Origin of the sequence: Sanguibacter sp. Leaf3 (genome assembly GCF_001425965.1) — a bacterium.
GTDB lineage: Bacteria > Actinomycetota > Actinomycetes > Actinomycetales > Cellulomonadaceae > Sanguibacter > Sanguibacter inulinus.
On the sequence record NZ_LMRH01000002.1, the window covers coordinates 254,576 to 276,231 of the forward strand.

A 21,656-nucleotide genomic window follows, 5' to 3' on the forward strand; every position below is an offset into this window, starting at 1 on the left:
CGTCGTCCACAGGGGACGACTCGACATCCGGGTGCGCGGATGAGAAAGTTCGGTATGCCGAACTTCTCGATCCGCAGACCCGTCGACTCTGTGGTGCGCCGCCCACGCCGAAGGCCTCTCGTGGTCGTAGCCGCCACGACGCTCGCCCTGGCCGTCTCTGCCTGCGCCCCGACGGCCTCGGTGCGGGACGAGGCCGGTGACAGGCTGCTCGTCCTGACGACCTTCACGGTGATCGCCGACATCGCCCGCGAGGTCGGGGGCGACCACGTCCACGTCGAGTCGGTCACCGCGGTCGGGGCAGAGATCCACGGCTACGAACCGACCCCCTCGGACCTGAGGAGGGCCTCGGACGCGGACCTCGTCCTCGAGAACGGCCTGGGCCTCGAGGCGTGGTTCGACAGGTTCGTCGCCGGCCTCGACGTCCCGACTGTCACGCTGTCGGACGGCATCGAGGCGCTCCCCGTCGTCGAGTCCGTCGGCGTCGAGGGCGAGGCGCCGCCCAGCGACGACCTGGGCGCTCCGAACCCGCACGCATGGATGTCCCCGGCTGTCGGTGCCCACTACGCGCACGCCGCCGCCGAGGCCTTCGCCGCGCAGGACCCCGAGCACGCGGAGGCCTACAGGGCGAACGCCGAGCGCTACGCCGGCGAGCTGCTCGCCGTGGGGGAGACGCTCACCGCGGCGCTCGCCGAGATCCCCGCCGAGTCCCGGGTGCTCGTCACCTGCGAGGGTGCCTTCTCCTACCTGGCCCGGGACGCGGGACTCGACGAGGTGTACCTGTGGCCCGTGAACTCCGAGGGACAGTCGAGCCCGCGCCGCATGGAGGCCGCGATCTCCACGGTCCGGGACCGTCAGGTGCCGGCGGTGTTCTGCGAGTCGACGGTCTCCTCGGACTCCCAGGAGCAGGTGGCCCGCGAGTCCGGCTCGACCTTCGCAGGGGTGCTGTACGTCGACTCGCTCTCCGAGCCCGACGGGCCCGTCCCTACCTACAAGGACCTGCTCACCCACGACGTCGAGGTCATCATCGCGGGGCTGACCGGCACGACCGGTGCTGAGCTCGTGAACAGCAGCGCGACGCAGCCCGCGTCCGCCGGGGCGGGACGATGAGCCGCGCGGACCGCGCGACGGTCACCTGGTCGACCGCCGCCGACGCTGTGACTGTCGACGACCTCAGCTACACCTATCCCTCGTCCTCTGGCCGGGGCAGGGCTGCCCGACCCGCCCTCGACAGGGCCTCGCTCACCGTCCGCACGGGGTCGATCACCGGGCTGGTCGGGGTCAACGGCGCCGGCAAGTCCACGCTGTTCAAGGCGCTCATGGGGATGATCGAGCCCGACACCGGGCACCTGAGCATCCTCGGCCAGGCGCCCCAGGCCGCGCGGCGTGCCGGTCTCGTGGGCTACGTGCCGCAGGCCGAGGCCATCGACGACACCTTCCCGCTGACGGTCCGCGACGTCGTCTCGACAGGTCGCTACGGACGGCTCGGGACCACCCGTCGCCTCGGGCGCGCGGACAGGCTCGCCGTCGACGCAGCGCTCGAGCAGGTCAGGCTCGCCGACCTCGCGGACCGCCAGATCGGACGGCTCTCCGGTGGGCAGCGGCGCCGGGTGTTCGTCGCCCGGAGCCTGTGCCAGGAGGCGCAGGTGCTGCTGCTCGACGAGCCCTTCGCAGGGGTCGACCGCGGCTCCGAGGCCCTCGTGGTCGCGGTCCTGCGTGACCTCGTCGCCCGGGGCGGCGCGGTGCTGCTCTCGACCCACGACCTCGTCGCGCTCCCGTCCCTCGCTGACCACGTCGTCCTCGTCCACCACTCGGTCCTGGCCTCCGGCACGCCGGACGCCGTGCTGACCCCGGAGAACCTGGCCCGCGCCTTCGGCGGAGAGGACCTGCGATGACAGCGCTCACCTGGTTGACCGACCCCTTCACCTACGAGTTCATGCAGCGGTCGCTGCTGGTCACCGTCGTCGCCAGCATCGTCTGCGCGCTGCTCAGCTGCTGGCTCGTCCTCATCGGCTGGTCCCTGCTCGGTGACGCGGTCTCGCACGCCGTGCTTCCGGGCGTGGTGCTCTCGTACATCGTCGGCATCCCCTTCGCAGCAGGTGCGCTCGTCTTCGGCTTCGGTGCCGTCGCGCTCATCGGTGCGGTGCGCGACACGACGCGGCTCAAGGAAGACGCGGTGATCGGGGTGGTCTTCACGACCCTCTTCGCGATCGGGCTCGTGCTGGTCTCGGTCACCCCGAGCCACATCGACCTGTCGCACATCCTCTTCGGCAACCTGCTCGGTGTGACCGACGCGGACATCTGGCAGGTGGTCGTCCTCGGTGCGCTCACCACGGCGGTCCTCGTCGTCAAGCGCCGAGACCTCACGCTGCTCGCCTTCGACCCCGTCCACGCGCACGCGATCGGCCTCTCGCCGCGAAGGCTGCGGGCGCTGCTGCTCGCGGCGCTGGCGATCACCGTCGTCGTCGCGCTCCAGGCCGTCGGGGTGATCCTCGTGGTCGCGATGGTCATCACCCCGGGTGCGACGGCCTTCCTCCTCACCGACCGCATCTCGCGCATGCTGGTGATCGCCCCGGCCGTGGCGGCGCTCTGCGCCGTGGCCGGGATGTACGCGAGCTACTACCTCGACGCGTCGAGCGCCGGGATGATCGTGCTCATGCAGGGGATCGCCTTCGGGGTGGCCTACGCGGCGACCTGGCGGACCCGTCGCGTGCGCGCCTGAGCGCGGCCGCCACGTGGGTACCTGACCGCGGCCGCCAGCTGCGCGGCTGGTGGCCACGCGGGTGCTCGTCCGTCGACCATGGGTGCGAGTCTGACCGCGGCCGGTGCTCGTCTGCCCTGGGCTGAGGGGCGTTCGGACGAACGCAGGTGCTGGCCCGCCTCCCGTGCCGGACATCACGCTGGAGGCCGGTCAGGGTGCCCTACGCTTGACCGGTGACAGATGAACTCGAGCTGACCGCTGTGGCCCAGGACTATCTCAAGGTGGTCTGGGGAGCCCAGGAGTGGTCGGACGAACCCGTCACCACCAAGCTCCTCGCCGAGCGGATCGGCGTCGGTGCGTCGACAGTCTCGGAGACCGTGCGCCGCCTGACGGCCCAGGGCCTGCTGGAGCACCCGCGCTACGGCTCGGTCGAGCTGACCGAGGTCGGCCGCAGGCACGCCGTGCAGATCGTCCGCCGGCACAGGCTCATCGAGACCTTCCTCGTGTCCGAGCTCGGCTACACCTGGGACGAGGTGCACGACGAGGCCGAGGTCCTCGAGCACGCCGTCTCCGACCTCATGGTCGACAGGATCGACCAGCGTCTCGGACACCCGACCCGGGACCCTCACGGCGACCCGATCCCGGCGCCCGACGGCACGGTCCCGACGCCCCCGGCTGTCACGCTCGCGGCCCTCCAGGCCGGCACGCAGGCCGTGGTCGCCCGCATCTCCGACGCGGACGCCGAGGTGCTGCGGTACTTCGCGGAGATCGGCTTCGGTCTCGACGTGCAGCTCACCGTCGTCGAGCGTCGCGACTTCGCGGGTGTGCTCTGCATCGAGTGGGCCCCGAGCGACGCTCCCGAGAGCACGACGACGGTCGACCTCGGCCTGCGTGCCGCTGACGCCGTGTGGGTCGTGACGCGGTGACGACCCCCGACCCCTCGGTGTCGCTGGCCAAGGACGCTCCGACGGCAGCAGACCCGCAGACGACCAGCGGCCCGGCTCGCGGCAGCCGCCCCGGCCTCGCGCTCCTCGCCCTCGCCCTCGGTGGCTTCACCATCGGCACGACCGAGTTCGCGACGATGGGGCTGCTGACCAACATCGCCGACGACCTCCAGGCGTCCATCCCGGCCGCCGGTCACACGATCACGGCCTACGCGCTCGGTGTCGTCCTCGGTGCGCCCCTCATCACCGTGCTGGCGGCCAAGGTCGAGCGCAAGACCCTCGTCGTCTGGCTGATGATCGCCTACGCGATCGGCAACCTCGTCTCGGCTGCGGCCCCGAACCTCGAGCTGCTGCTCCTCGGGCGATTTGTCACCGGGCTGCCGCACGGCGTGTTCTTCGGGACGGGCGCGATCGTCGGCACAGCCGTCGTGGGCCGCGCGCGTCGCGGGCACGCCGTCGCGATGATGATGGCCGGTCTGACGGTCGCGAACATCGTCGGGGTGCCGTTGTCCTCGTGGGTGGGGGACCACCTGGGATGGCGGGTCGCCTTCGTCATCATCGGAGGCCTCGGGCTGGTGACCGTCGTCGGGCTGCTCGCGCTGCTGCCGCGGACCCCGGCCGCCGCCGGTGCGACCCCCCGTACTGAGCTCGGCGCGCTGCGCAACGGGCCGCTGTGGGTGGCCTTCGCGGGCTGCGCGATCGGCTTCGGCGGCATGTTCGCCGTCTACTCCTACGTCAAGCCGACCCTCATCGACGTCACCGGTCTGTCGGTCGGCGCAGTCCCGGGCATCCTCGCGCTCTTCGGGATCGGTATGACGCTCGGGGTGCTCATTGGGGGCAGGCTGGTCGACCGGGACGTCATGCGGACCGTCTACCTCGGCTTCGTGAGCACGGCCCTCGCGCTCGTGGCCTTCGGTCTGGTCGGTGCCTCGCCGGTGCCCGCGGTCGTCGCGCTCTTCGCGATCGGGGTGACGTCGCAGATCCTCGGGATCGCGCTCCAGGCCCGGCTCATGGACCTCTCGCCGGCTGCCCCGTCCCTCGGGGCGGCGCTGTGCCACTCCTCGCTCAACGCGGCCAACGCGAACGGCGCCTTCCTCGGTGGGCTGGTCATCGCCGCAGGCTGGGGCTACCTCTCGCTCGCCTGGGCAGGGGCCGCGCTGACGATCGTCGGGCTCGCGGTCATCGTGCTCTTCGGGCGGCAGAAGATCACCCGGGTCCCGGCCGAGCTCCTCGCGCACTGAGACGTGCGCACCGGCAGCGTGCTGCGGTGCGCCGCCGTGCGTGACAGATCCTGTCGTGGCAGTCTCAGGAAACCCCCAGCGTCGCTGGCTACGGTGAACCGCCCCGTCCGACCGCTGACCTAGGAGACCGTGTGGCTACCAGGAACGAGCACACCGCTCCCGGCTCGTCCGGGCGGTCCGGCGCTGAGGGACGCGCGGCCGGCGCGGACGCCGACGTCGTCGACCCCGACGCCGACCTCACCGACGACGAGCTGCTCGCCGCCGAGATGGCCCTCCCGCAGGCCCGGAGCAGGACTCTCGGCGACCGCCGCTACGGCTGGGTGCTGCTGGTCTTCGGTCTGATCGGCTTCGCGGCGTCTCTCGCGCTGTCGATCGAGAAGGTGCTCAAGCTCCAGGACCCGGACCACGTCGCGAGCTGCAGCTTCAACCTCTTCCTCGACTGCTCGGCTGCGATGGGCTCGTGGCAGGGCAGCCTGCTCGGTTTCCCCAACCCGTTCATCGGTGTCGCCGCCTTCCCCGTCGTCGTGACCTCGGGCGTCGTGCTGCTGGCCGGGGCGCGGCTGCCGGCCTGGTACTGGCGCTCGCTGCTCGGGGGGACCGTCGCGGCCCTCGGGCTCGTCGTCTTCCTCGTCTACACGTCGGTCGCCGAGCTCGGCAAGCTCTGCCCCTACTGCATGGTCGTGTGGTTCGCGGTGATCCCGCTGTTCTGGTACTCGCTCGTCTACTCGGTCCAGGAGCGCATGGTCCCGGCGTCGGAGAAGATCCGCAGCGTGATCGTCCGCAACCGCTTCGTGCTGCTCGTCGCGCTGTACCTGGTCGTCACGGCGTGGGTCGTCATCGCGCTGGCCCCGGCGATCGCGGACCACCTGCGCTACTCCTGACCGCGGAGGACTCCGGACCGTCCACGCGCTGCCGGGCGGACGGAGCCCGCTCCCCGACGGACGCGGGTCCGAGGCGTCGGAGCCTGGCGGTAAAGTTGTCCGGGTGACCACGCAGGATGCCACCCACGCCCAGACTCCCTCCTCGACAGGACCGGGAGAGCCCTCGCAGCGCTACACCGCTGCCCTCGCGGGCGAGATCGAGCTCCGGTGGCAGGAGCGCTGGGCCGAGCGCGGGACCTTCCACGCCGCCAACCCGACAGGACCGCTGACCGACGGCAAGGGCCGCAACGCCGACCCGTCGAGCCCCAGCTTCTTCGTCATGGACATGTTCCCGTACCCCTCGGGCGCAGGCCTGCACGTCGGCCACCCGCTCGGCTACATCGCGACCGATGTCGTCGGCCGCTTCCGGCGCATGTCCGGTGACAACGTGCTGCACGCTCTCGGCTACGACGCCTTCGGCCTGCCGGCCGAGCAGTTCGCGGTCCAGACGGGTCAGCACCCGCGCATCACGACCGAGGCGAACATCGCCAACATGAGCCGGCAGCTCCGCCGTCTGGGTCTCGCCCACGACGACCGCCGCTCCTTCGCGACGACCGACTCAGAGTTCGTGCGCTGGACGCAGTGGATCTTCCTCAAGATGTTCAACTCCTGGTACGACGTCGACGCCGTGCGTCCCGACGGCGGGACCGGCCGCGCGCGCCCGATCAGCGAGCTCGAGGCGGAGTACGCGGCCGGGACGCGGACGGCCTCTGACGGCCGCGCGTGGGCCGAGCTGACGAGCGCCGAGCAGCGCGAGGTCATCAACGACCAGCGTCTCGCCTACGTCTCGAACGCCCCGGTCAACTGGTGCCCCGGCCTGGGCACCGTGCTCGCGAACGAAGAGGTCACCTCCGACGGCCGCTCCGAGCGCGGCAACTTCCCGGTGTTCCAGCGCAACCTGCGCCAGTGGAACATGCGCATCACCGCCTACGCCGACCGCCTGGTCGACGACCTCGAGGACATCGACTGGCCGGACAAGGTCAAGGCGATGCAGCGCAACTGGATCGGCCGCTCCGAGGGTGCGCACGTGGTCTTCGACGTGGTCGGCGGGCGCGAGCCTGTCACGGTCTTCACCACGCGCCCGGACACGCTCTTCGGCGCCACCTTCATGGTTGTCTCGCCCGAGCACCCGCTGCTCGACGAGGTCCCGGCCGAGTGGCCTGACGGCACGGCGGACGTCTGGACGGGTGAGCACGCGACCCCCGCGGACGCTGTCGCCGCCTACCGCGCGATGGCCGCCGCCAAGACTGCGGTCGAGCGTCAGGCCGACGCCGGCAAGAAGACCGGAGTGTTCACGGGTCACCTCGCCACCAACCCTGCCAACGGCCAGCTGCTGCCCGTCTTCACGGCGGACTACGTCCTCATGGGCTACGGCACCGGTGCGATCATGGCCGTGCCCGGCGGCGACGAGCGCGACTTCGCCTTCGCGGAAGCCTTCGGCCTGCCCGTCGTCTACACGGTCGCGACGCCCGAGGGCTTCGAGGGTGGTGCTTGGACGGGTGACGGCGCGATCGTCGGCTCCGCCAACGACGAGGTCTCCCTCGACGGGCTCTCGGTCACCGAGGCGAAGAGCCGCATGATCGAGTGGCTCGAGTCCAAGGGCTACGGCTCGGGCACCATCACCTACCGCCTGCGCGACTGGCTCTTCAGCCGCCAGCGCTACTGGGGCGAGCCCTTCCCGATCGTCTACGGCGACGACGACCAGCCCATCGCCCTCACCGAGGCGATGCTCCCGGTCGACCTTCCGGACGTCCCGGACTACTCGCCGCGCACCTACGCGCCCGACGACGCCGACTCCTCGCCCGAGCCGCCGCTGGGCCGCAACGACGACTGGGTGACCGTCACTCTCGACCTGGGCGACGGTCCGCGCGAGTACCGCCGCGAGACCAACACCATGCCCAACTGGGCCGGGTCGTGCTGGTACTACCTGCGCTACCTCGACCCGCAGAACGACGGACCGTCGGCGACTGTGCCCGTCGACCCGAGCCTGGACTCCTACTGGATGGGCCCGAACCACAACGCGACGGCCGGTGCTGCCGGGGGCGTGGACCTCTACGTCGGTGGCGTCGAGCACGCTGTGCTGCACCTGCTGTACGCGCGCTTCTGGCACAAGGTGCTCTTCGACCTCGGCTATGTGTCGAGCGTCGAGCCCTTCCACAAGCTCTTCAACCAGGGCTACGTCCAGGCCTACGCCTTCGTAGACGCCCGCGGCGCCTACGTCCCGGCCGACGAGGTCGAGGAGATCACTGCGGGCGACGGTTCGAGCATGTACGTGTGGAACGGCGAGTCCGTCACCCGTGAGTACGGGAAGATGGGCAAGTCGCTCAAGAACGTCGTCACGCCCGACGACATGTACGAGGCCTACGGTGCGGACACCTTCCGGGTCTACGAGATGTCGATGGGCCCGCTCGACGTGTCCCGCCCGTGGGACACGCGCGCCGTCGTCGGCTCGCAGAGGTTCTTGCAGCGACTGTGGCGCAACGTCGTCTCGGAGGAGACCGGCGAGCTCACCGTCACCGACGAGCCAGCCTCGGACGAGACGCTGCGCCACGTGCACCGTGCCATCGCCGACGTGCGCGTCGAGATGGAGAACATGCGCACCAACACGGCGATCGCGAAGCTCATCACGCTCAACAACCACCTGACCACGCTCGAGGCCGTGCCGCGCGAGGCTGCCGAGGCGATCGTGCTGATGACCGCACCGGTCGCCCCGCACATCGCGGAAGAGCTGTGGGAGCGCCTCGGCCACGACGAGTCGCTCACCTACGAGCCCTTCCCTGTCGCGGACGAGCAGTACCTCGTCCAGGACTCGGTGACCTGCGTGTTCCAGGTGCAGGGGAAGGTGCGCGGCCGCGCCGACGTGCCGCCGGCGATCTCCGAGGCGGACCTCGAGGCTCTCGCCCTCGCCGACCCCGGGGTGCAGCGTGCGCTCGACGGCCGTGCGGTCATGAAGGTCATCACGCGCGCGCCCAAGCTGGTCAACATCGTCCCGGCGAAGTAGCGGCTCGAGCAGACGTGGCGGGAGACCGCACCGACGGGGCCGTGCCGGCAGCAGCCGGCACGGCCCTGAGCCGTGTCCTGGTCGTGACGGACTCGACGGCCTCGCTGCCTGCCGGCCTCGCGGCCGAGCACGGGGTCGGGGTGGTCCCGCTCCAGGTGGGGATCGACGGTGAGACCTTCCACGAGGGTCTCGATCTCGACTCGGCTGCCCTGGTCGCGGCGCTCGACCGGCATGCCGTCGTCACGACGTCGCAGCCCTCGGTGGGTGCCTTCCTCGAGGTCTACAGGGCGGCCGCGGCTGCCGGAGCCGAGCGGATCGTCTCGGTCCACCTCTCGGGTGAGCTCTCAGGGACCGTCCGGGCAGCCGCCCTCGCCGCGGCCGACAGCCCTGTCCCCGTCGAGGTGGTCGACTCGCGGACCGTCGCGACAGGCCTGGGCTTCGCCGCCCTCGCCGCCGCCCGGTCCGCCGCGGCCGGCGCGCCCACCGACGAGGTGGTGCGCGTCGCCGAGCGGGTGGCAGCGTCGACCCGCGCGCTGTTCGTGGTCGACTCCCTCGACCACCTGCGACGGGGCGGACGCCTGAGTGCCGCTGCTGCGGCTATCGGCACCGCCCTCGGGCTGCGGCCCGTGCTCGGCGTGCGCGACGGGCGGATCGAGGTGGTCCAGAAGGTCCGGTCCCGCGGGGCCGGTGCCGACAGGCTGGTCGCTGCGGCTGAGGATGCTCTGGCGGCGAGCCCGCACGTGCGCTTCGCCGTGCACCACCTGGGCGACGACGCGGCGGCGAGGGCGTGCGCGCGGCGGGTCGAGGACGTGACGGGTCGGTCGGTCCTCGTGTCGCCGGTGAGCGCTGTCCTCGGTGCGCACGTCGGACCGGGATTGCTCGCGCTCGTGGCGGTCGACGACCCGGGAGCTGTCGACGTCGGGGTTGGGGAGCAGTAGGCCGAGCCCCTGGGGCCTCGACAGGCTTGCTCTGTGTCCACAGGCCTTCGGGTAGCCGGGGCTTCCACAGACGGCGCGAGGGCGAGTGCCGAGGCACGCGCCCAGATCTAGCGTCTGGCGGGTGACTGCACCTCGATCTCTTGACGGACCAGACGAGCACGGGCTCCCCGGTGGACCTCCGACCAGGTCCCGCGGCCGCCTGTGGGAGGACGACGGGGACTCGCGCGAGCGGGATCATGTCCAAGGGTACGAGCGGCCCGGCGGCTTGGCTGACGACTGGGCTGACGACCTGTCGGCGGTGTCCGACGCGCGGGACACACCCGAGGCCCCGGGCAGCGCGCTCGTCCGGTCGGTCGCTGCCGCCTACACCGCAGCCCACGGCCACCCGGCCGAGCACGACACGCTCGTGGACCGCGAGACAGGACGCCGACGCTGGGCGCTCGGGCTGCGGGCGGCCTTCGCAGCCGCCGTGGCGCTGCTCTTCGTCGGAGGTGTCGTGGTGGTGCGTGACCTGAGGACCATGTCGGTCGAGCCTGTCGCCGTCAGCGAGGGTGACGGCGCGGCTGCTGAGGTGGGTGGTGCGCAGGCTCAGACGACCGGAGACAGTCAGGACGGCGGAGAGAACCAGGGCGATGCCAAGCAGACGACCTCCGGCGAGAAGGGAGACGGGTCGTCTGCTGCCGGCGACGGCGTCTCGTCTGATGCGGGGGCGAGCGGCGAGACGGTACTGGTCCACGTCGTCGGGCAGGTCAACGCGCCCGGTGTCGTCGAGATCCCGACGGGCTCACGGGTGGTCGACGCCATCGCCGCGGCGGGCGGCGCGACCGCGGAGGCCGACACCGCAGCGGTGAATCTCGCCCGGCAGGCCGTCGACGGCGAGCAGGTCTACGTGCCCGCGCCCGGGGAGGTGGCCCCGGTGCCCGGGGCCGGGCCAGCTCCGGCGAGTGGACCGGGCGGAGGTGACACGAGCGGGACTCCAGGTGCGGCATCGGTAAACCTCAACAGCGCGGGTTCGGAGGAGCTCCAGACTCTTCCCGGGGTGGGGCCGGCGCTCGCGCAGCGCATCCTCGACTGGCGGGAGTCGAACGGCACCTTCGGGTCGATCGACCAGCTCCAGGACGTCTCGGGGATCGGCCCTGTCGTCTTCGAGGGCCTCCGCGCCCTGGTCACGGTATGAGCGGCATCCCGCGGGACCTCCGGCTGGTCCCGGCGACTCTGGCTGGCTCGTCGGTGACCTGGTGGTCGGTCGCCTCCGAGGTCCGGCCTGTCGTCGTGGTCGCAGCGGCTGCGGGTGTCACGATCCTCCTGCTCGTCGTGGTCCGTGCCGTGCTGCTCCGGCGGCTGTCCGCCCCGCCGCCGGTGCTGCGTGCCAGTCTCGGTCAGCTCGTGCTCGTCGGTGCTGTCGTGATGGTGCTGAGTCTTGTGGTCGCAGCGCAGCTGAAGGCCGGGAGCACGGGTCTCCTGCCCGGTCTTGTCGGGTCGGGGGCGAGCGGGACGGTCCGCGGGTCGGTCGTGTCGGAGCCGCGGACCACCTCCGCGGGCTTCGGTGGCGAGCCGCGGGTCGTGCGGACGATCGCCCTGACGACGGTGACCGGCTGGTCCGGCGGCGTGCTGTCGACCGGCCCTGCTCACGGGGACGTGGTCGTGCTCGGAGGCACGGCCCTGGCTGACGTCGACTACGGCTCGACCGTGGAGGTCGACGGGAGGCTGCTCGCGGTCGACCCGGGGAGCGCGACGACAGCGATGCTCGCGCTACGGGAGGCGACACCCTCGTCCCCTGCGCTGCGGGTCCTCGAGCCACCAGGTCCGCTCCTGCGGGCAGTCGGTACGGTGCGGTCCTCCTTCGTCGACGTCTCGTCCACCCTGCCCGAGCAGGCGCGCGGCCTCGTGCCGGGTGTCGCCGTGGGGGACACGTCGATGCTCTCGCCTCGTCTCGACGCCGCGATGAAGACGACCTCGCTCACCCACGTCACGGCCGTCTCGGGCTCGCACTTCGCGATCATCTTCGCGACGGTCTCCGGGCTGTGCACGCTCGTCCGGCTGCCTCGGCGCATGAGGGTCGTGGTCGCAGGGCTCGCGATGGCCGGGTTCGTGCTGCTCGTGCACCCGGAGCCGAGCGTCGTCCGGGCTGCCGCGATGTCCGCCGTCGCCCTGGTCGCCGTGCTGCTCGGGCGTCCTGGTCAGGCGCTCTCGGCGCTGTGCGCGGCGGTCCTCGTGCTGCTCGCGGTGGACCCGTTCCTCGTGCGCTCGTACGGCTTCGTGCTCTCCGCTCTGGGGACCGCGGGGCTGGTCGTCGGGACCCGGCCGATCGCCACCTGGCTCGGACGCGCACTGCCGCGGTGGATGGCGCTGGCTGTCGCGGTGCCGCTCGCCGCCCAGCTCGCCTGCGCTCCGGTGATCGTCCTGCTCGACCCTGTCGTGGCGACCTACGCTGTCCCGGCCAACGTGCTGGCCGCCCCGGCGCTCGTCCCGGCCACGGTCCTCGGCGTCGTCGGAGCGCTCCTCGCGCCGTGGTGGCCGGGTGCGGCAGGGTTGTTCGCGCAGGTCGCAGGCTGGGCCACCTGGTGGATCGCCGAGGTCGCCGAACGCCTCGCAGGAGCACCCCTCGCGAGCATCCCGTGGGCGGCCGGGGCGCCGGGGGCGGTCTTGCTCGCGGTCGTATCAGCAGCAGCGGTCGTCCTCGTCTGGCGGTGGAGCAGCATCGTGTGGACGGCACGGACCGGGATGTTCGTCGCCGGGATCGGGGCACCGCCGAGCGCACCGCGCTCGGGCCGGGCCACGACGTTCTTCGCCAGGCTGGGGACCGGAGCGTCACGCGGGACCGGGGCCGTGCACGCGGCCGCACGACCGCTCGCGCGTGCTGCCGGCCTGCTGACCTGCGCCCTCGTCGGGCTCCTCGTGGTGTGGCAGACGCAGCCGCCGTGGCTGGCCGACGTGCTGCGCGGTGGGGGAGCGGCTTGGGACGCCGACTGGCAGGTCGTGGTGTGCGACGTCGGGCAGGGTGACGCCCTGGTGGTGCAGACCGGGCCGGGTCGGGCGGTCATGGTCGACGTCGGACCGCCTGGTGACGCAGCGGCTCGCTGCCTCGACGAGCTCGGAGTGACCACCCTCGACCTCCTGGTACTCACGCACTTCCACGACGACCACGTCGGCGGGCTCGCCGAGGTCCTCGACGGGCGCGTGGTCGAGGAGGCCTACGTCAGTCCGGTCCGGGAGCCCGCCGGTCACGCCGAGGGGGTCGCACGGTTGCTCGACGACGCGAGCATCCCGTGGCAGGTGGTGAGCGCGGACCCGGACGGGCTGGGGCTGCTGGCCGGCCCGGCGCCCGACCAGGTCGCGTGGGGGGTGCTGGCCCCCGCTGCGAGCGCCGCGGAGGGCCGAGCTGCCGATCGACCGACAGCTGGGACGGCCGAGGACGGGGCGGCGAACGACGGGAGCGTCGTCATGGTGATCCGCACCCCAGACCTGAGCGTCGTGGCCCTCGGTGACCTCGAGGCCCGAGGCCAGGCTGCCCTCCTGCGGAGCCTGACCGACGACGGTGTGAGCCTCGGCCCTGTCGACGTCGTCAAGATGGCGCACCACGGCTCCCGAGCGCAGGACCCAGACCTCGCCCGCCTGCTCAGCCCTGACGTCGTGCTCGTCGGCGTCGGCGCCGACAACACCTACGGGCACCCCACGCAGGACGCCCTCGACCTCTACGAGTCCCACGGCGCGACCATCCTGCGCACCGACCTGTGCAGCACCTCGGGAGTCCTCGTCCGCGGGGGACAGACCTTGGTCACCGACCGCTGCTCGTGACACCCTTGGACCATGGCCGCCCCCCGAAGCTCAGCACGTGGCAAGACCCCTGGACTCGCGTGGGACGAGGCGACGCTCGCACCTGTCGTCCTGGTCCACGGGGCCGAGGGGCTGCTCGTCGACAGGGCTGTCGAGAGGCTCGTCGGGCTGGCCCGTGAGCTCGACCCCGAGACCGAGAAGACGACCGTCCAGGCCGCGCTCTACCAGTCCGGCATGCTCTCGGTCCTCACCAGCCCGTCGCTCTTCGCCGAGCCGCGGATCGTCGTGGTCGAGAGCGTCGAGGCGACGACGGACGCCCTGATGACCGACGTCATCGCCTATCTCTCCGCGCCGGCCGACGACGTCTTCCTCGTCCTCGAGCACCGCGGGGGAGTGCGCGGCAAGAAGATGCTCGACGCGATCCGCGCCAGCGGCGCTCCTGTGGTCACCTGCGACCCCATCAAGAAGGATGCCGAGAAGGTGGCCTTCGCGGCTGCCGAGTTCAAGCGCGGCGGACGCCGAGCCACAGCGGGTGCGGTCCGCGCGCTCGTCGAGGCCGTCGGCAGCGACCTGCGCGAGCTCGCGGCGTCCTGCTCGCAGCTCATGGCCGACTCCGAGAAGACCATCGACGAGACCGCCGTGTCCCGCTATTACGGCGGACGGGTCGAGGCGACGGGCTTCAGGGTCGCCGATGCTGCCATCGCCGGCGACGCCGGTCAGGCTGTCGCCCTGCTCCGCCACGCGCTCGACACCGGGGCTGACCCCGTCCCTGTCGTCGCCGCCCTCGCGATGAAGCTGCGCACCCTCGCCAAGGTGGCTGGGATGCGCGGCCGGGGCGGCAGCGCCTCTGACATGGGGCTCGCGCCGTGGCAGGTCGACCGTGCCCGCAAGGACCTCGCGAGCTGGACGCCGGAGGGCCTCGCGACAGCCATCACGGCGACGGCCCAGGCCGACGCCGAGGTCAAGGGTGCCGGCCGTGACCCGGTCTTCGCCGTCGAGCGCGCAGTCCTCACCGTCGCCCGCAGCGCGGGCCGCTGAGGAAGCGGCCCGCTCTTCGGCTCAGGCGTCCCGGAACACCGTGATCTGCGCACCCAGCGCCGTGAGCCTGTCGGCCAGGTCTTCATACCCACGCCGGATCATGTACACGTTGCGCAGCACCGAGGTGCCCTGCGCGGCGAGCATGCCGAGCAGCACCACGACGGCCGGGCGCAGCGCGGGCGGGCACATGAGCTCCGCCCCGCGCCACCGGGTCGGCCCCTCGACGAGCACGCGGTGCGGGTCGAGCAGCCGGACGTTCGCGCCGAGGTTCGTCAGCTCGGTGAGATAGATCGCCCGGTTGTCGTACGTCCAGTCGTGGATGAGGGTCCCGCCCTCGGCCGACGCCGCGATGACGGCGAAGAACGGCAGGTTGTCGATGTTGACACCCGGGAACGGCATGGCGTGGATCTTGTCGATCGGTGCCTTGAGCTCGCTCACGTGCGTGGTGAGGTCGACCAGCCTGGTCCGCCCGTTGGTCGACATGTACTCCTCGGTCATGTCGTAGCGGAAGCCCATGGTCCGCAGGATCGCGAGCTCGATCTCGACGAACTCGATCGGCACGCGGCGGATCGTGATCGACGACTTCGTGACGACAGCAGCCGCGAGGAAGGTCATGGCCTCGACGGGGTCCTCCGATGGTGCGTACTCGATGTCGGTGTCGATCACGGGCACACCGTGCACCACGAGCGTCGTGGTCCCGATGCCCTCGATCTTCACGCCGAGGTCTTCGAGGAAGAAGCAGAGGTCCTGGACCATGTAGTTCGGGCTCGCGTTGCGGATCGTCGTGGCGCCGTCGTGACGGGCGGCTGCGAGGATCGCGTTCTCGGTGACGGTGTCGCCGCGCTCGACGAGCACGATCGCGCCGTCTGCCCGGCGCTCGTGGTCGACCTCGACGTGGTACTTCTCCTCGGTCGCGCGGACCTCGACGCCGAAGTGGCGCAGCGCGAGCATGTGCGGCTCGACCGTCCGGGTCCCGAGGTCGCAGCCCCCGGCGTAGGGGAGCTGGAAGGCGGGGCGGTCGTGCACGAGCGGGCCGAGCAGCATGAGGATACTGCGGGTGCGGCGCGCCGCCTCCTGGTCCATCTCGTCGAGGGCGAGGGTCACGGGCGGCTGGAGCACGAGGTCGCGGCCGTCCTCGGTCCACTCGGCGCTCACGCCGATGCTGCGCAGCACCTCGAGGATGCGGTCGACCTCGGCGATCCGTGCGACCCCGCGCAGGGTGGTCCGTCCGCGGTTGAGCAGCGAGGCGCAGAGCAGCGCGACGGCGGCGTTCTTCGACGAACGGATGTCGACGGCGCCGTTGAGCTCACGGCCACCATGCACCCGCAGGTGCATGACGTCGTTGCGGCCCAGCGTGAGGAGCTCGGCGTCGAGGGCCTCGGAGATCCGCCGGACGGTCTCGAGCGAGAGGTTCTGGCCACCCTTCTCGATCCGGTTGACAGCGCTCTGGCTGGTCCCGATCTTCTCGGCCAGGTGCGCCTGGGTCCAACCGTGGAGCTTGCGGGCGTCGCGGATGAGGGTACCGATCCGCGCGGCATCGATCGTCGTCATGCTCGCCACCGTATCTCATAGATGAGATAAACGTGTGAAGGGATGTGGTGACCTCGGCACCCGTCCCGCCGACCTCGGGTACGACGAAGGCGCCGCCCCGACACGGGAAGCGACGCCTTGGGCGCGATCTCTGGCACCGAGGTGTCAGGGATCAGTGAGACTCACAGGCCGTGGACGGCCTTTGCAAGAGCCGACTTGCGGTTCGCGGCCTGGTTGGCGTGGATGACGCCCTTGGACACGGCCTTGTCGAGCTTCTTGGACGTGATGACCAGTGCAGCGGCAGCAGCATCCTTGTCGCCGGCGTTGATCGCGGTCCGCACACGACGAACGTGCGTGCGGAGCTCGGTCTTGACGGCGTTGTTGCGAAGGCGAGCCTTCTCGTTGGTGCCGATGCGCTTGATCTGAGACTTGATGTTAGCCACGTGAGGACTCTCTGATAATTTCGCCTGAGCGAGTGAACAGGTCGTAGAAGGCGTTTCCAGCACCGGGACTGGGGTGGGGAACCCGTGGAGAGGTACTGGAATGGTGCCCGCCGACCCGGGCGGAGCACGCAATGACCGAACCTACCAGATCGCCCCGCCCGACGACAGGTCTGGCGGCCTGCGACCGTGTGAGCCGACACTCACCGAGACCCCTGCTCATCGGGGCCTGCGCTGAGCGAGACGCTCTCAGCGTCGAGCGGCCGTCACGACCTTCGTGAACACGGCCTCGGGCAGGATCGCACCTTCCCGGCGGACGGCCCCAGGGTCGACCCGCACGACGCGGTCGACCCGCACCTCGCTGTCCCGGCCCTGCGAGTCCCACGGACCCGAGCCCACGTCGACCCACCGGCGTCCGTACCGCGCCTCGTCGGCGGCGTCGCGGCTGTGGTCCTTGCTCGTGAGCATCAGCCCGAGCAACCAGGCACCGTCCCGCCCGACGAGCAGCACTGGCCGGTCCTTGCCGCGGGAGAAGTCTTCTTCGTAGGGGACCCAGGTCCAGACGATCTCGCCAGGGTCGGGGGCGCCGTCCAGCTGAGGCGAGTACTGCGGCCGCAGGGTGCCTGTGAAGTCGCCGGGATACGCAGCTGCTGCGGTCGGCCCGCCCGTCGTGCCCCCGCCCGTCGTGCCCCCAGCCGACGCGCCCGTACGGCTGCCGCTGCCTCGGCCCCCACCGTCGCGCGCGCCTGGCCCACCGCCGCGAGGAGCTCCCGCTGCCGGTCGCCCTCCCGCCGTCCCGGCTCGCGTCAGGCTGCCGATCACGGCTCGCGCGAGACGGACGGCTGTCGAGGTCCAGGGAGTCTTCGCCATGACCGCAGACTAGCTGCCGCCGCGTCGGTAGCCCTGGTTGCGACCCATCCGCACCTGCGGCAGTGTGGCCCGGGTCACACAACTCAGCCTGCTCCGTGCAACGACGCCCGGGCAGCCACAGGAGGCGCGATGACCGACTCGACCCAGTCCCCGAACCCGCCCGACGGCCGGCCCCCCACGGGCCCACCCGGACCGCACGACCGCACCGGCGACCTCCTCGACTACGAGCAGGTGCAGGACAGCCCGGAGTTCCAGGCGCTGCGACGGCGCTTCAGGCGCTTCGTCTTCCCGATGACGGCCTTCTTCTTCCTCTGGTACCTCACCTACGTGCTGCTCGCGGACTACGCGCACGACTTCATGAGCACGAAGGTGTGGGGGACCATCAACGTCGGTCTCCTCATGGGGCTCGGCCAGTTCGTCACGACCTTCGCGATCACGATGATCTACGCCCGCTGGGCCAACAAGAAGCAGGACCCCATGGCGGACGAGCTCCGTCAGCGCATCGAGGGACGTGATCTCGTATGACCGCCGTCGTCCTGCCGGGCCTCTCCGGTGCCGTCCCGGCCCAGCTCTCGGGCCGCCTCCCGCTCGACCTCGCCGGGCAGCCGCACGCAGCAGACGTCGTCGCCGCCTCCGAGGACATCGGCAATCCTGTCGTCAACATCGGCATCTTCCTCGCCTTCGTCGCGGTCACCCTCGTGATCGTGCTCCGGGCCTCCCGCACGAACAAGACCGCCGAGGACTACTACGCGGGCGGCCGGTCCTTCACAGGCCCCCAGAACGGCACGGCCATCGCGGGGGACTACCTCTCGGCCGCGAGCTTCCTCGGGATCGTCGGCGCCATCGCGATCAACGGCTACGACGGCTTCCTCTACTCGATCGGCTTCCTCGTCGCGTGGCTCGTGGCGCTGCTGCTCGTCGCCGAGCTGCTGCGCAACACCGGCAAGTTCACGATGGCCGACGTCCTCTCCTTCCGCCTCAAGCAGCGCCCGGTCCGCATGGCGGCGGCGCTGACCACCCTGGCGGTCGTGTTCTTCTACCTGCTCGCGCAGATGGCCGGGGCGGGCGGTCTCGTCGCGCTCCTGCTCGGAATCGACAGCCGGGCCGGCCAGGGCCTCGTCATCGCGGTGGTCGGCGCGCTGATGATCGTCTACGTGCTCATCGGCGGCATGAAGGGCACCACCTGGGTGCAGATCATCAAGGCGATCCTGCTCATCGCAGGGGCCGGGATCATGACGGTCTGGGTCCTCGCGAAGTTCGGCTTCAACCTCTCGGACGTCATCCAGGGGGCGATCACCACCTCGGGCATCCCCGGGCTCGCCGAGCCGGGTGCGCAGTACGGCGGCAGCGAGACGAGCAAGCTCAACTTCTTGTCCCTCGCGCTCGCCCTGGTGCTCGGCACCGCCGGCCTGCCGCACGTCCTCATGCGCTTCTACACGGTCCCGACAGCCAAAGAGGCCCGCAGGTCTGTCGTCTGGGCCATCTGGCTCATCGGCATCTTCTACCTCTTCACGCTGGTGCTCGGCTACGGGGCCGGTGCCCTGGTCGGTGCCGACACGATCAACGCCGCACCCGGCGGCGTGAACTCGGCGGCCCCGCTGCTGGCCTTCGCCCTCGGCGGGGAGATCCTGCTCGGTCTCATCTCGGCCGTCGCCTTCGCGACGATCCTCGCCGTTGTCGCAGGACTGACCATCACGGCCGCGGCGAGCTTTGCCCACGACATCTACGCCTCAGTCATCAAGAAGGGCGAGGTGAACCCCGACGGCGAGGTCAAGGTCGCCCGGATGACCGTCGTGGTCATCGGTCTCCTCGCGATCGTCGGCGGCGTCTTCGCCAACGGCCAGAACGTCGCCTTCCTCGTCGCCCTGGCCTTCGCCGTCGCGGCGAGCGCGAACCTGCCGACCATCCTCTTCTCGCTGTTCTGGAAGAGGTTCAACACGCGGGGCGCGCTGTGGAGCATGTACGGCGGGCTCGGCTCGTGCCTCGTGCTCATCGCCTTCTCGCCCGTGGTCTCGGGCAAGACTGACGAGGCCGGCAACAGCCTGTCGATGATCCGCGACGCGAGCATCGACTTCGCGTGGTTCCCGCTCGAGAACCCGGGGATCGTCACCATCCCGCTCGGGTTCCTTCTCGGGGTGGTCGGCACGCTGACGAGCCGCGAGAAGGGCGTGAAGGCGAAGTTCGCCGAGATGGAGGTGAGGTCGCTCACGGGTGCAGGCTCCGAGAAGGCCGCGACCGAGCACTGACCCCGTCCGCAGCCGCGAGTCCCGGCGGTCCCCGGCACCTGGCCGGGGCCCCGCGGGGCGGCACCGCTCGACGGCGCGTCGAGAGGGTGCCGCCCCGCGGCGGGTCCGTGGGACAATCGACCACGTGACTCCCATCCCTTCAGCGGCCAACCTCGCCCGCATCCAGCCCGCGGCCACTGCTCCGGAGCTGCTCCGAAACTTCTGCATCATCGCGCACATCGACCACGGCAAGTCGACCCTGGCCGACCGCATGCTCCAGATGACCGGCGTCGTCGACCCGCGCGCCATGCGCGCGCAGTACCTCGACCGCATGGACATCGAGCGCGAGCGCGGCATCACCATCAAGTCGCAGGCCGTGCGCATGCCGTGGGAGGTCGCCGACGAGAACGGCGTGCCGACCGGCTACGCCCTCAACATGATCGACACCCCGGGCCACGTGGACTTCACCTACGAGGTCTCGCGCTCCCTCGCGGCCTGCGAGGCCGCGGTGCTGCTGGTCGACGCTGCGCAGGGCATCGAGGCCCAGACGCTCGCCAACCTGTACCTCGCCATGGAGAACGACATGGCGATCATCCCGGCGCTCAACAAGATCGACCTGCCGGCCGCCCAGCCCGAGAAGTACGCGGAAGAGCTCGCGAACCTCGTCGGCTGCGAGCCCGAGGACGTGCTGAAGATCTCGGGCAAGACGGGTGTCGGCGTCCCCGAGCTGCTCGACCGCATCGTGCTCAAGACGCCCGCGCCCGTCGGCGACCCCGACGCCCCGGCGCGCGCGATGATCTTCGACTCCGTCTACGACACGTACCGCGGCGTGGTCACCTACGTCCGCGTGGTCGACGGCAACCTCGCCCCGCGCGAGCGCGTCATCATGATGTCGACCCGGGCGACCCACGACCTCCTCGAGATCGGCGTCTCGTCCCCCGAGCCCATCCCGACCAAGGGACTGGGCGTCGGCGAGGTCGGCTACCTCATCACCGGTGTCAAGGACGTGCGCCAGTCCAAGGTCGGTGACACCGTCACGAACGCGGCCAAGCCTGCCGAGGACGCGCTCGGCGGCTACTCCGACCCCAAGCCGATGGTCTTCTCCGGCCTGTACCCGGTCGACGGCTCGGACTACCCGGTCCTGCGCGACGCCCTCGACCGCCTCAAGCTCAACGACGCAGCGCTCATCTACGAGCCCGAGACCTCGGTCGCGCTCGGCTTCGGCTTCCGCGTGGGCTACCTCGGTCTGCTGCACCTCGAGATCGTCCGCGAGCGCCTCGAGCGCGAGTTCAACCTCGACCTCATCTCGACGGCCCCCAACGTCATCTACGAGGTGACGATGGAGGACAAGAGCATCGTCACCGTGACCAACCCGAGCGAGTTCCCGGGTGGCAAGATCGGCGAGGTCCGCGAGCCCATCGTCAAGGCCACGGTGATCGCCCCCTCGGAGTTCATCGGCGCCGTCATGGAGCTGTGCCAGGGCCGCCGCGGGGAGCTGCAGGGCATGGACTACCTCTCGGCCGACCGCGTGGAGATGCGCTACATCCTCCCGCTCGCGGAGATCGTCTTCGACTTCTTCGACCAGCTGAAGTCCCGTACCCGCGGCTACGCCTCGCTCGACTACGACGTGATCGGCGAGCAGGCGGCCGACCTCGTCAAGGTGGACATCCTGCTGCAGGGCGAGCAGGTGGACGCCTTCAGCGCGATCGTGCACAAGGACAACGCGTACTCCTACGGCCTGTCGATGGTCGGCAAGCTGAAGAACCTCATCAACCGTCAGCAGTTCGAGGTGCCGATCCAGGCTGCCGTCGGTGCGCGCGTGATCGCGCGCGAGACCATCCGTGCCATCCGCAAGGACGTCCTCGCCAAGTGCTACGGCGGAGACATCTCCCGCAAGCGCAAGCTCCTCGAGAAGCAGAAGGAGGGCAAGAAGCGCATGAAGACCATCGGGTCTGTCGAGGTCCCGAAGGAAGCCTTCATCGCCGCCCTGACCTCCGAGCAGACGGAGTCCCGAGACAAGAAGAAGTGAGGCAG

At 70.8% G+C, this 21,656-nt stretch carries 17 protein-coding genes; 14 read left to right on the plus strand and 3 right to left on the minus strand.

Going from position 1 to position 21,656, the window contains the following annotated elements; all coding sequences use genetic code 11:
- The first annotated feature begins 39 nt into the window (after window positions 1–39).
- The 11 genes from ASG53_RS08610 (at window position 40) to holA (ending at window position 14,557) form a co-directional block, all read left to right on the plus strand.
- A complete protein-coding gene (locus ASG53_RS08610) occupies window positions 40–1,107 on the plus strand; it encodes a metal ABC transporter solute-binding protein, Zn/Mn family (RefSeq protein WP_235533883.1) in 1,068 nt (355 codons plus the stop codon).
- Window positions 1,104–1,892 (plus strand): metal ABC transporter ATP-binding protein, encoded by a 789-nt coding sequence (locus ASG53_RS08615; protein ID WP_056131543.1) that lies wholly within the window; start codon window positions 1,104–1,106, stop codon window positions 1,890–1,892. The genes ASG53_RS08610 and ASG53_RS08615 overlap by 4 nt, the downstream gene beginning before the upstream one ends.
- Window positions 1,889–2,719 carry a metal ABC transporter permease gene (locus ASG53_RS08620; protein ID WP_056131549.1) on the plus strand — a complete coding sequence of 277 codons (831 nt, stop codon included), beginning with the start codon at window positions 1,889–1,891 and terminating at the stop codon, window positions 2,717–2,719. The genes ASG53_RS08615 and ASG53_RS08620 overlap by 4 nt, the downstream gene beginning before the upstream one ends.
- A 212-nt stretch (window positions 2,720–2,931) precedes the next feature.
- Window positions 2,932–3,624 carry a metal-dependent transcriptional regulator gene (locus tag ASG53_RS08625; RefSeq protein WP_056131550.1) on the plus strand — a complete coding sequence of 231 codons (693 nt, stop codon included), beginning with the start codon at window positions 2,932–2,934 and terminating at the stop codon, window positions 3,622–3,624.
- A 23-nt stretch (window positions 3,625–3,647) separates the two neighbouring features.
- Window positions 3,648–4,883: an MFS transporter gene (locus ASG53_RS08630; RefSeq protein WP_156382794.1), complete on the plus strand. Its 1,236-nt coding sequence runs from the start codon at window positions 3,648–3,650 to the stop codon at window positions 4,881–4,883.
- A 131-nt stretch (window positions 4,884–5,014) separates the two neighbouring features.
- The gene (locus ASG53_RS08635; protein ID WP_056131553.1) at window positions 5,015–5,764 is read left to right on the plus strand and encodes a vitamin K epoxide reductase family protein; all 750 of its coding nucleotides are present in this window, start codon (window positions 5,015–5,017) and stop codon (window positions 5,762–5,764) included.
- A 103-nt stretch (window positions 5,765–5,867) separates the two neighbouring features.
- Window positions 5,868–8,804 (plus strand): leucine--tRNA ligase, encoded by a 2,937-nt coding sequence (gene leuS, locus ASG53_RS08640; protein WP_056131555.1) that lies wholly within the window; start codon window positions 5,868–5,870, stop codon window positions 8,802–8,804.
- Window positions 8,805–8,818: 14 nt separating this feature from the next.
- Window positions 8,819–9,742 carry a DegV family protein gene (locus ASG53_RS08645; RefSeq protein ID WP_235533884.1) on the plus strand — a complete coding sequence of 308 codons (924 nt, stop codon included), beginning with the start codon at window positions 8,819–8,821 and terminating at the stop codon, window positions 9,740–9,742.
- 265 nt (window positions 9,743–10,007) lie between these two features.
- Window positions 10,008–10,919: a ComEA family DNA-binding protein gene (locus tag ASG53_RS08650; RefSeq protein ID WP_056131559.1), complete on the plus strand. Its 912-nt coding sequence runs from the start codon at window positions 10,008–10,010 to the stop codon at window positions 10,917–10,919.
- On the plus strand, window positions 10,916–13,540 hold the full coding sequence (locus tag ASG53_RS08655; RefSeq protein ID WP_056131562.1) for a ComEC/Rec2 family competence protein: 2,625 nt from the start codon (window positions 10,916–10,918) through the stop codon (window positions 13,538–13,540). The genes ASG53_RS08650 and ASG53_RS08655 overlap by 4 nt, the downstream gene beginning before the upstream one ends.
- Before the next feature lie 12 nt (window positions 13,541–13,552).
- Entirely contained in the window at window positions 13,553–14,557 is a 1,005-nt protein-coding gene (gene holA, locus ASG53_RS08660; RefSeq protein ID WP_056131564.1) for a DNA polymerase III subunit delta, read from the plus strand.
- A gap of 21 nt (window positions 14,558–14,578) precedes the next feature.
- Here the strand turns inward: holA and ASG53_RS08665 are convergent, their stop codons facing one another.
- The 3 genes from ASG53_RS08665 to ASG53_RS08675 all read right to left on the minus strand — a co-directional run bounded on the left by ASG53_RS08665 (window position 14,579) and on the right by ASG53_RS08675 (window position 17,397).
- Window positions 14,579–16,108: a UDP-N-acetylglucosamine 1-carboxyvinyltransferase gene (locus tag ASG53_RS08665; protein ID WP_056131568.1), complete on the minus strand. Its 1,530-nt coding sequence runs from the start codon at window positions 16,106–16,108 to the stop codon at window positions 14,579–14,581.
- A gap of 161 nt (window positions 16,109–16,269) precedes the next feature.
- Window positions 16,270–16,530, minus strand: coding sequence for a 30S ribosomal protein S20 (gene rpsT / locus ASG53_RS08670; RefSeq protein ID WP_056131572.1), 261 nt, complete (start codon window positions 16,528–16,530; stop codon window positions 16,270–16,272).
- A gap of 246 nt (window positions 16,531–16,776) precedes the next feature.
- Complete coding sequence (locus ASG53_RS08675) at window positions 16,777–17,397, minus strand: type II toxin-antitoxin system PemK/MazF family toxin (RefSeq protein ID WP_056131575.1); 621 nt, start codon at window positions 17,395–17,397, stop codon at window positions 16,777–16,779.
- Between the two features lie 129 nt (window positions 17,398–17,526).
- On the opposite strand from ASG53_RS08675, the gene ASG53_RS08680 reads away from it, so the two are divergent.
- From ASG53_RS08680 to lepA, 3 genes are all read left to right on the plus strand, one after another.
- Window positions 17,527–17,922, plus strand: a complete 396-nt coding sequence (locus ASG53_RS08680) for a DUF485 domain-containing protein (protein WP_200945481.1) — start codon at window positions 17,527–17,529, stop codon at window positions 17,920–17,922.
- The gene (locus ASG53_RS08685; protein ID WP_235533885.1) at window positions 17,919–19,643 is read left to right on the plus strand and encodes a solute symporter family protein; all 1,725 of its coding nucleotides are present in this window, start codon (window positions 17,919–17,921) and stop codon (window positions 19,641–19,643) included. The genes ASG53_RS08680 and ASG53_RS08685 overlap by 4 nt, the downstream gene beginning before the upstream one ends.
- A 124-nt stretch (window positions 19,644–19,767) precedes the next feature.
- Window positions 19,768–21,651 (plus strand): translation elongation factor 4, encoded by a 1,884-nt coding sequence (gene lepA, locus ASG53_RS08690; RefSeq protein WP_056131578.1) that lies wholly within the window; start codon window positions 19,768–19,770, stop codon window positions 21,649–21,651.
- Window positions 21,652–21,656 lie beyond the last annotated feature (5 nt).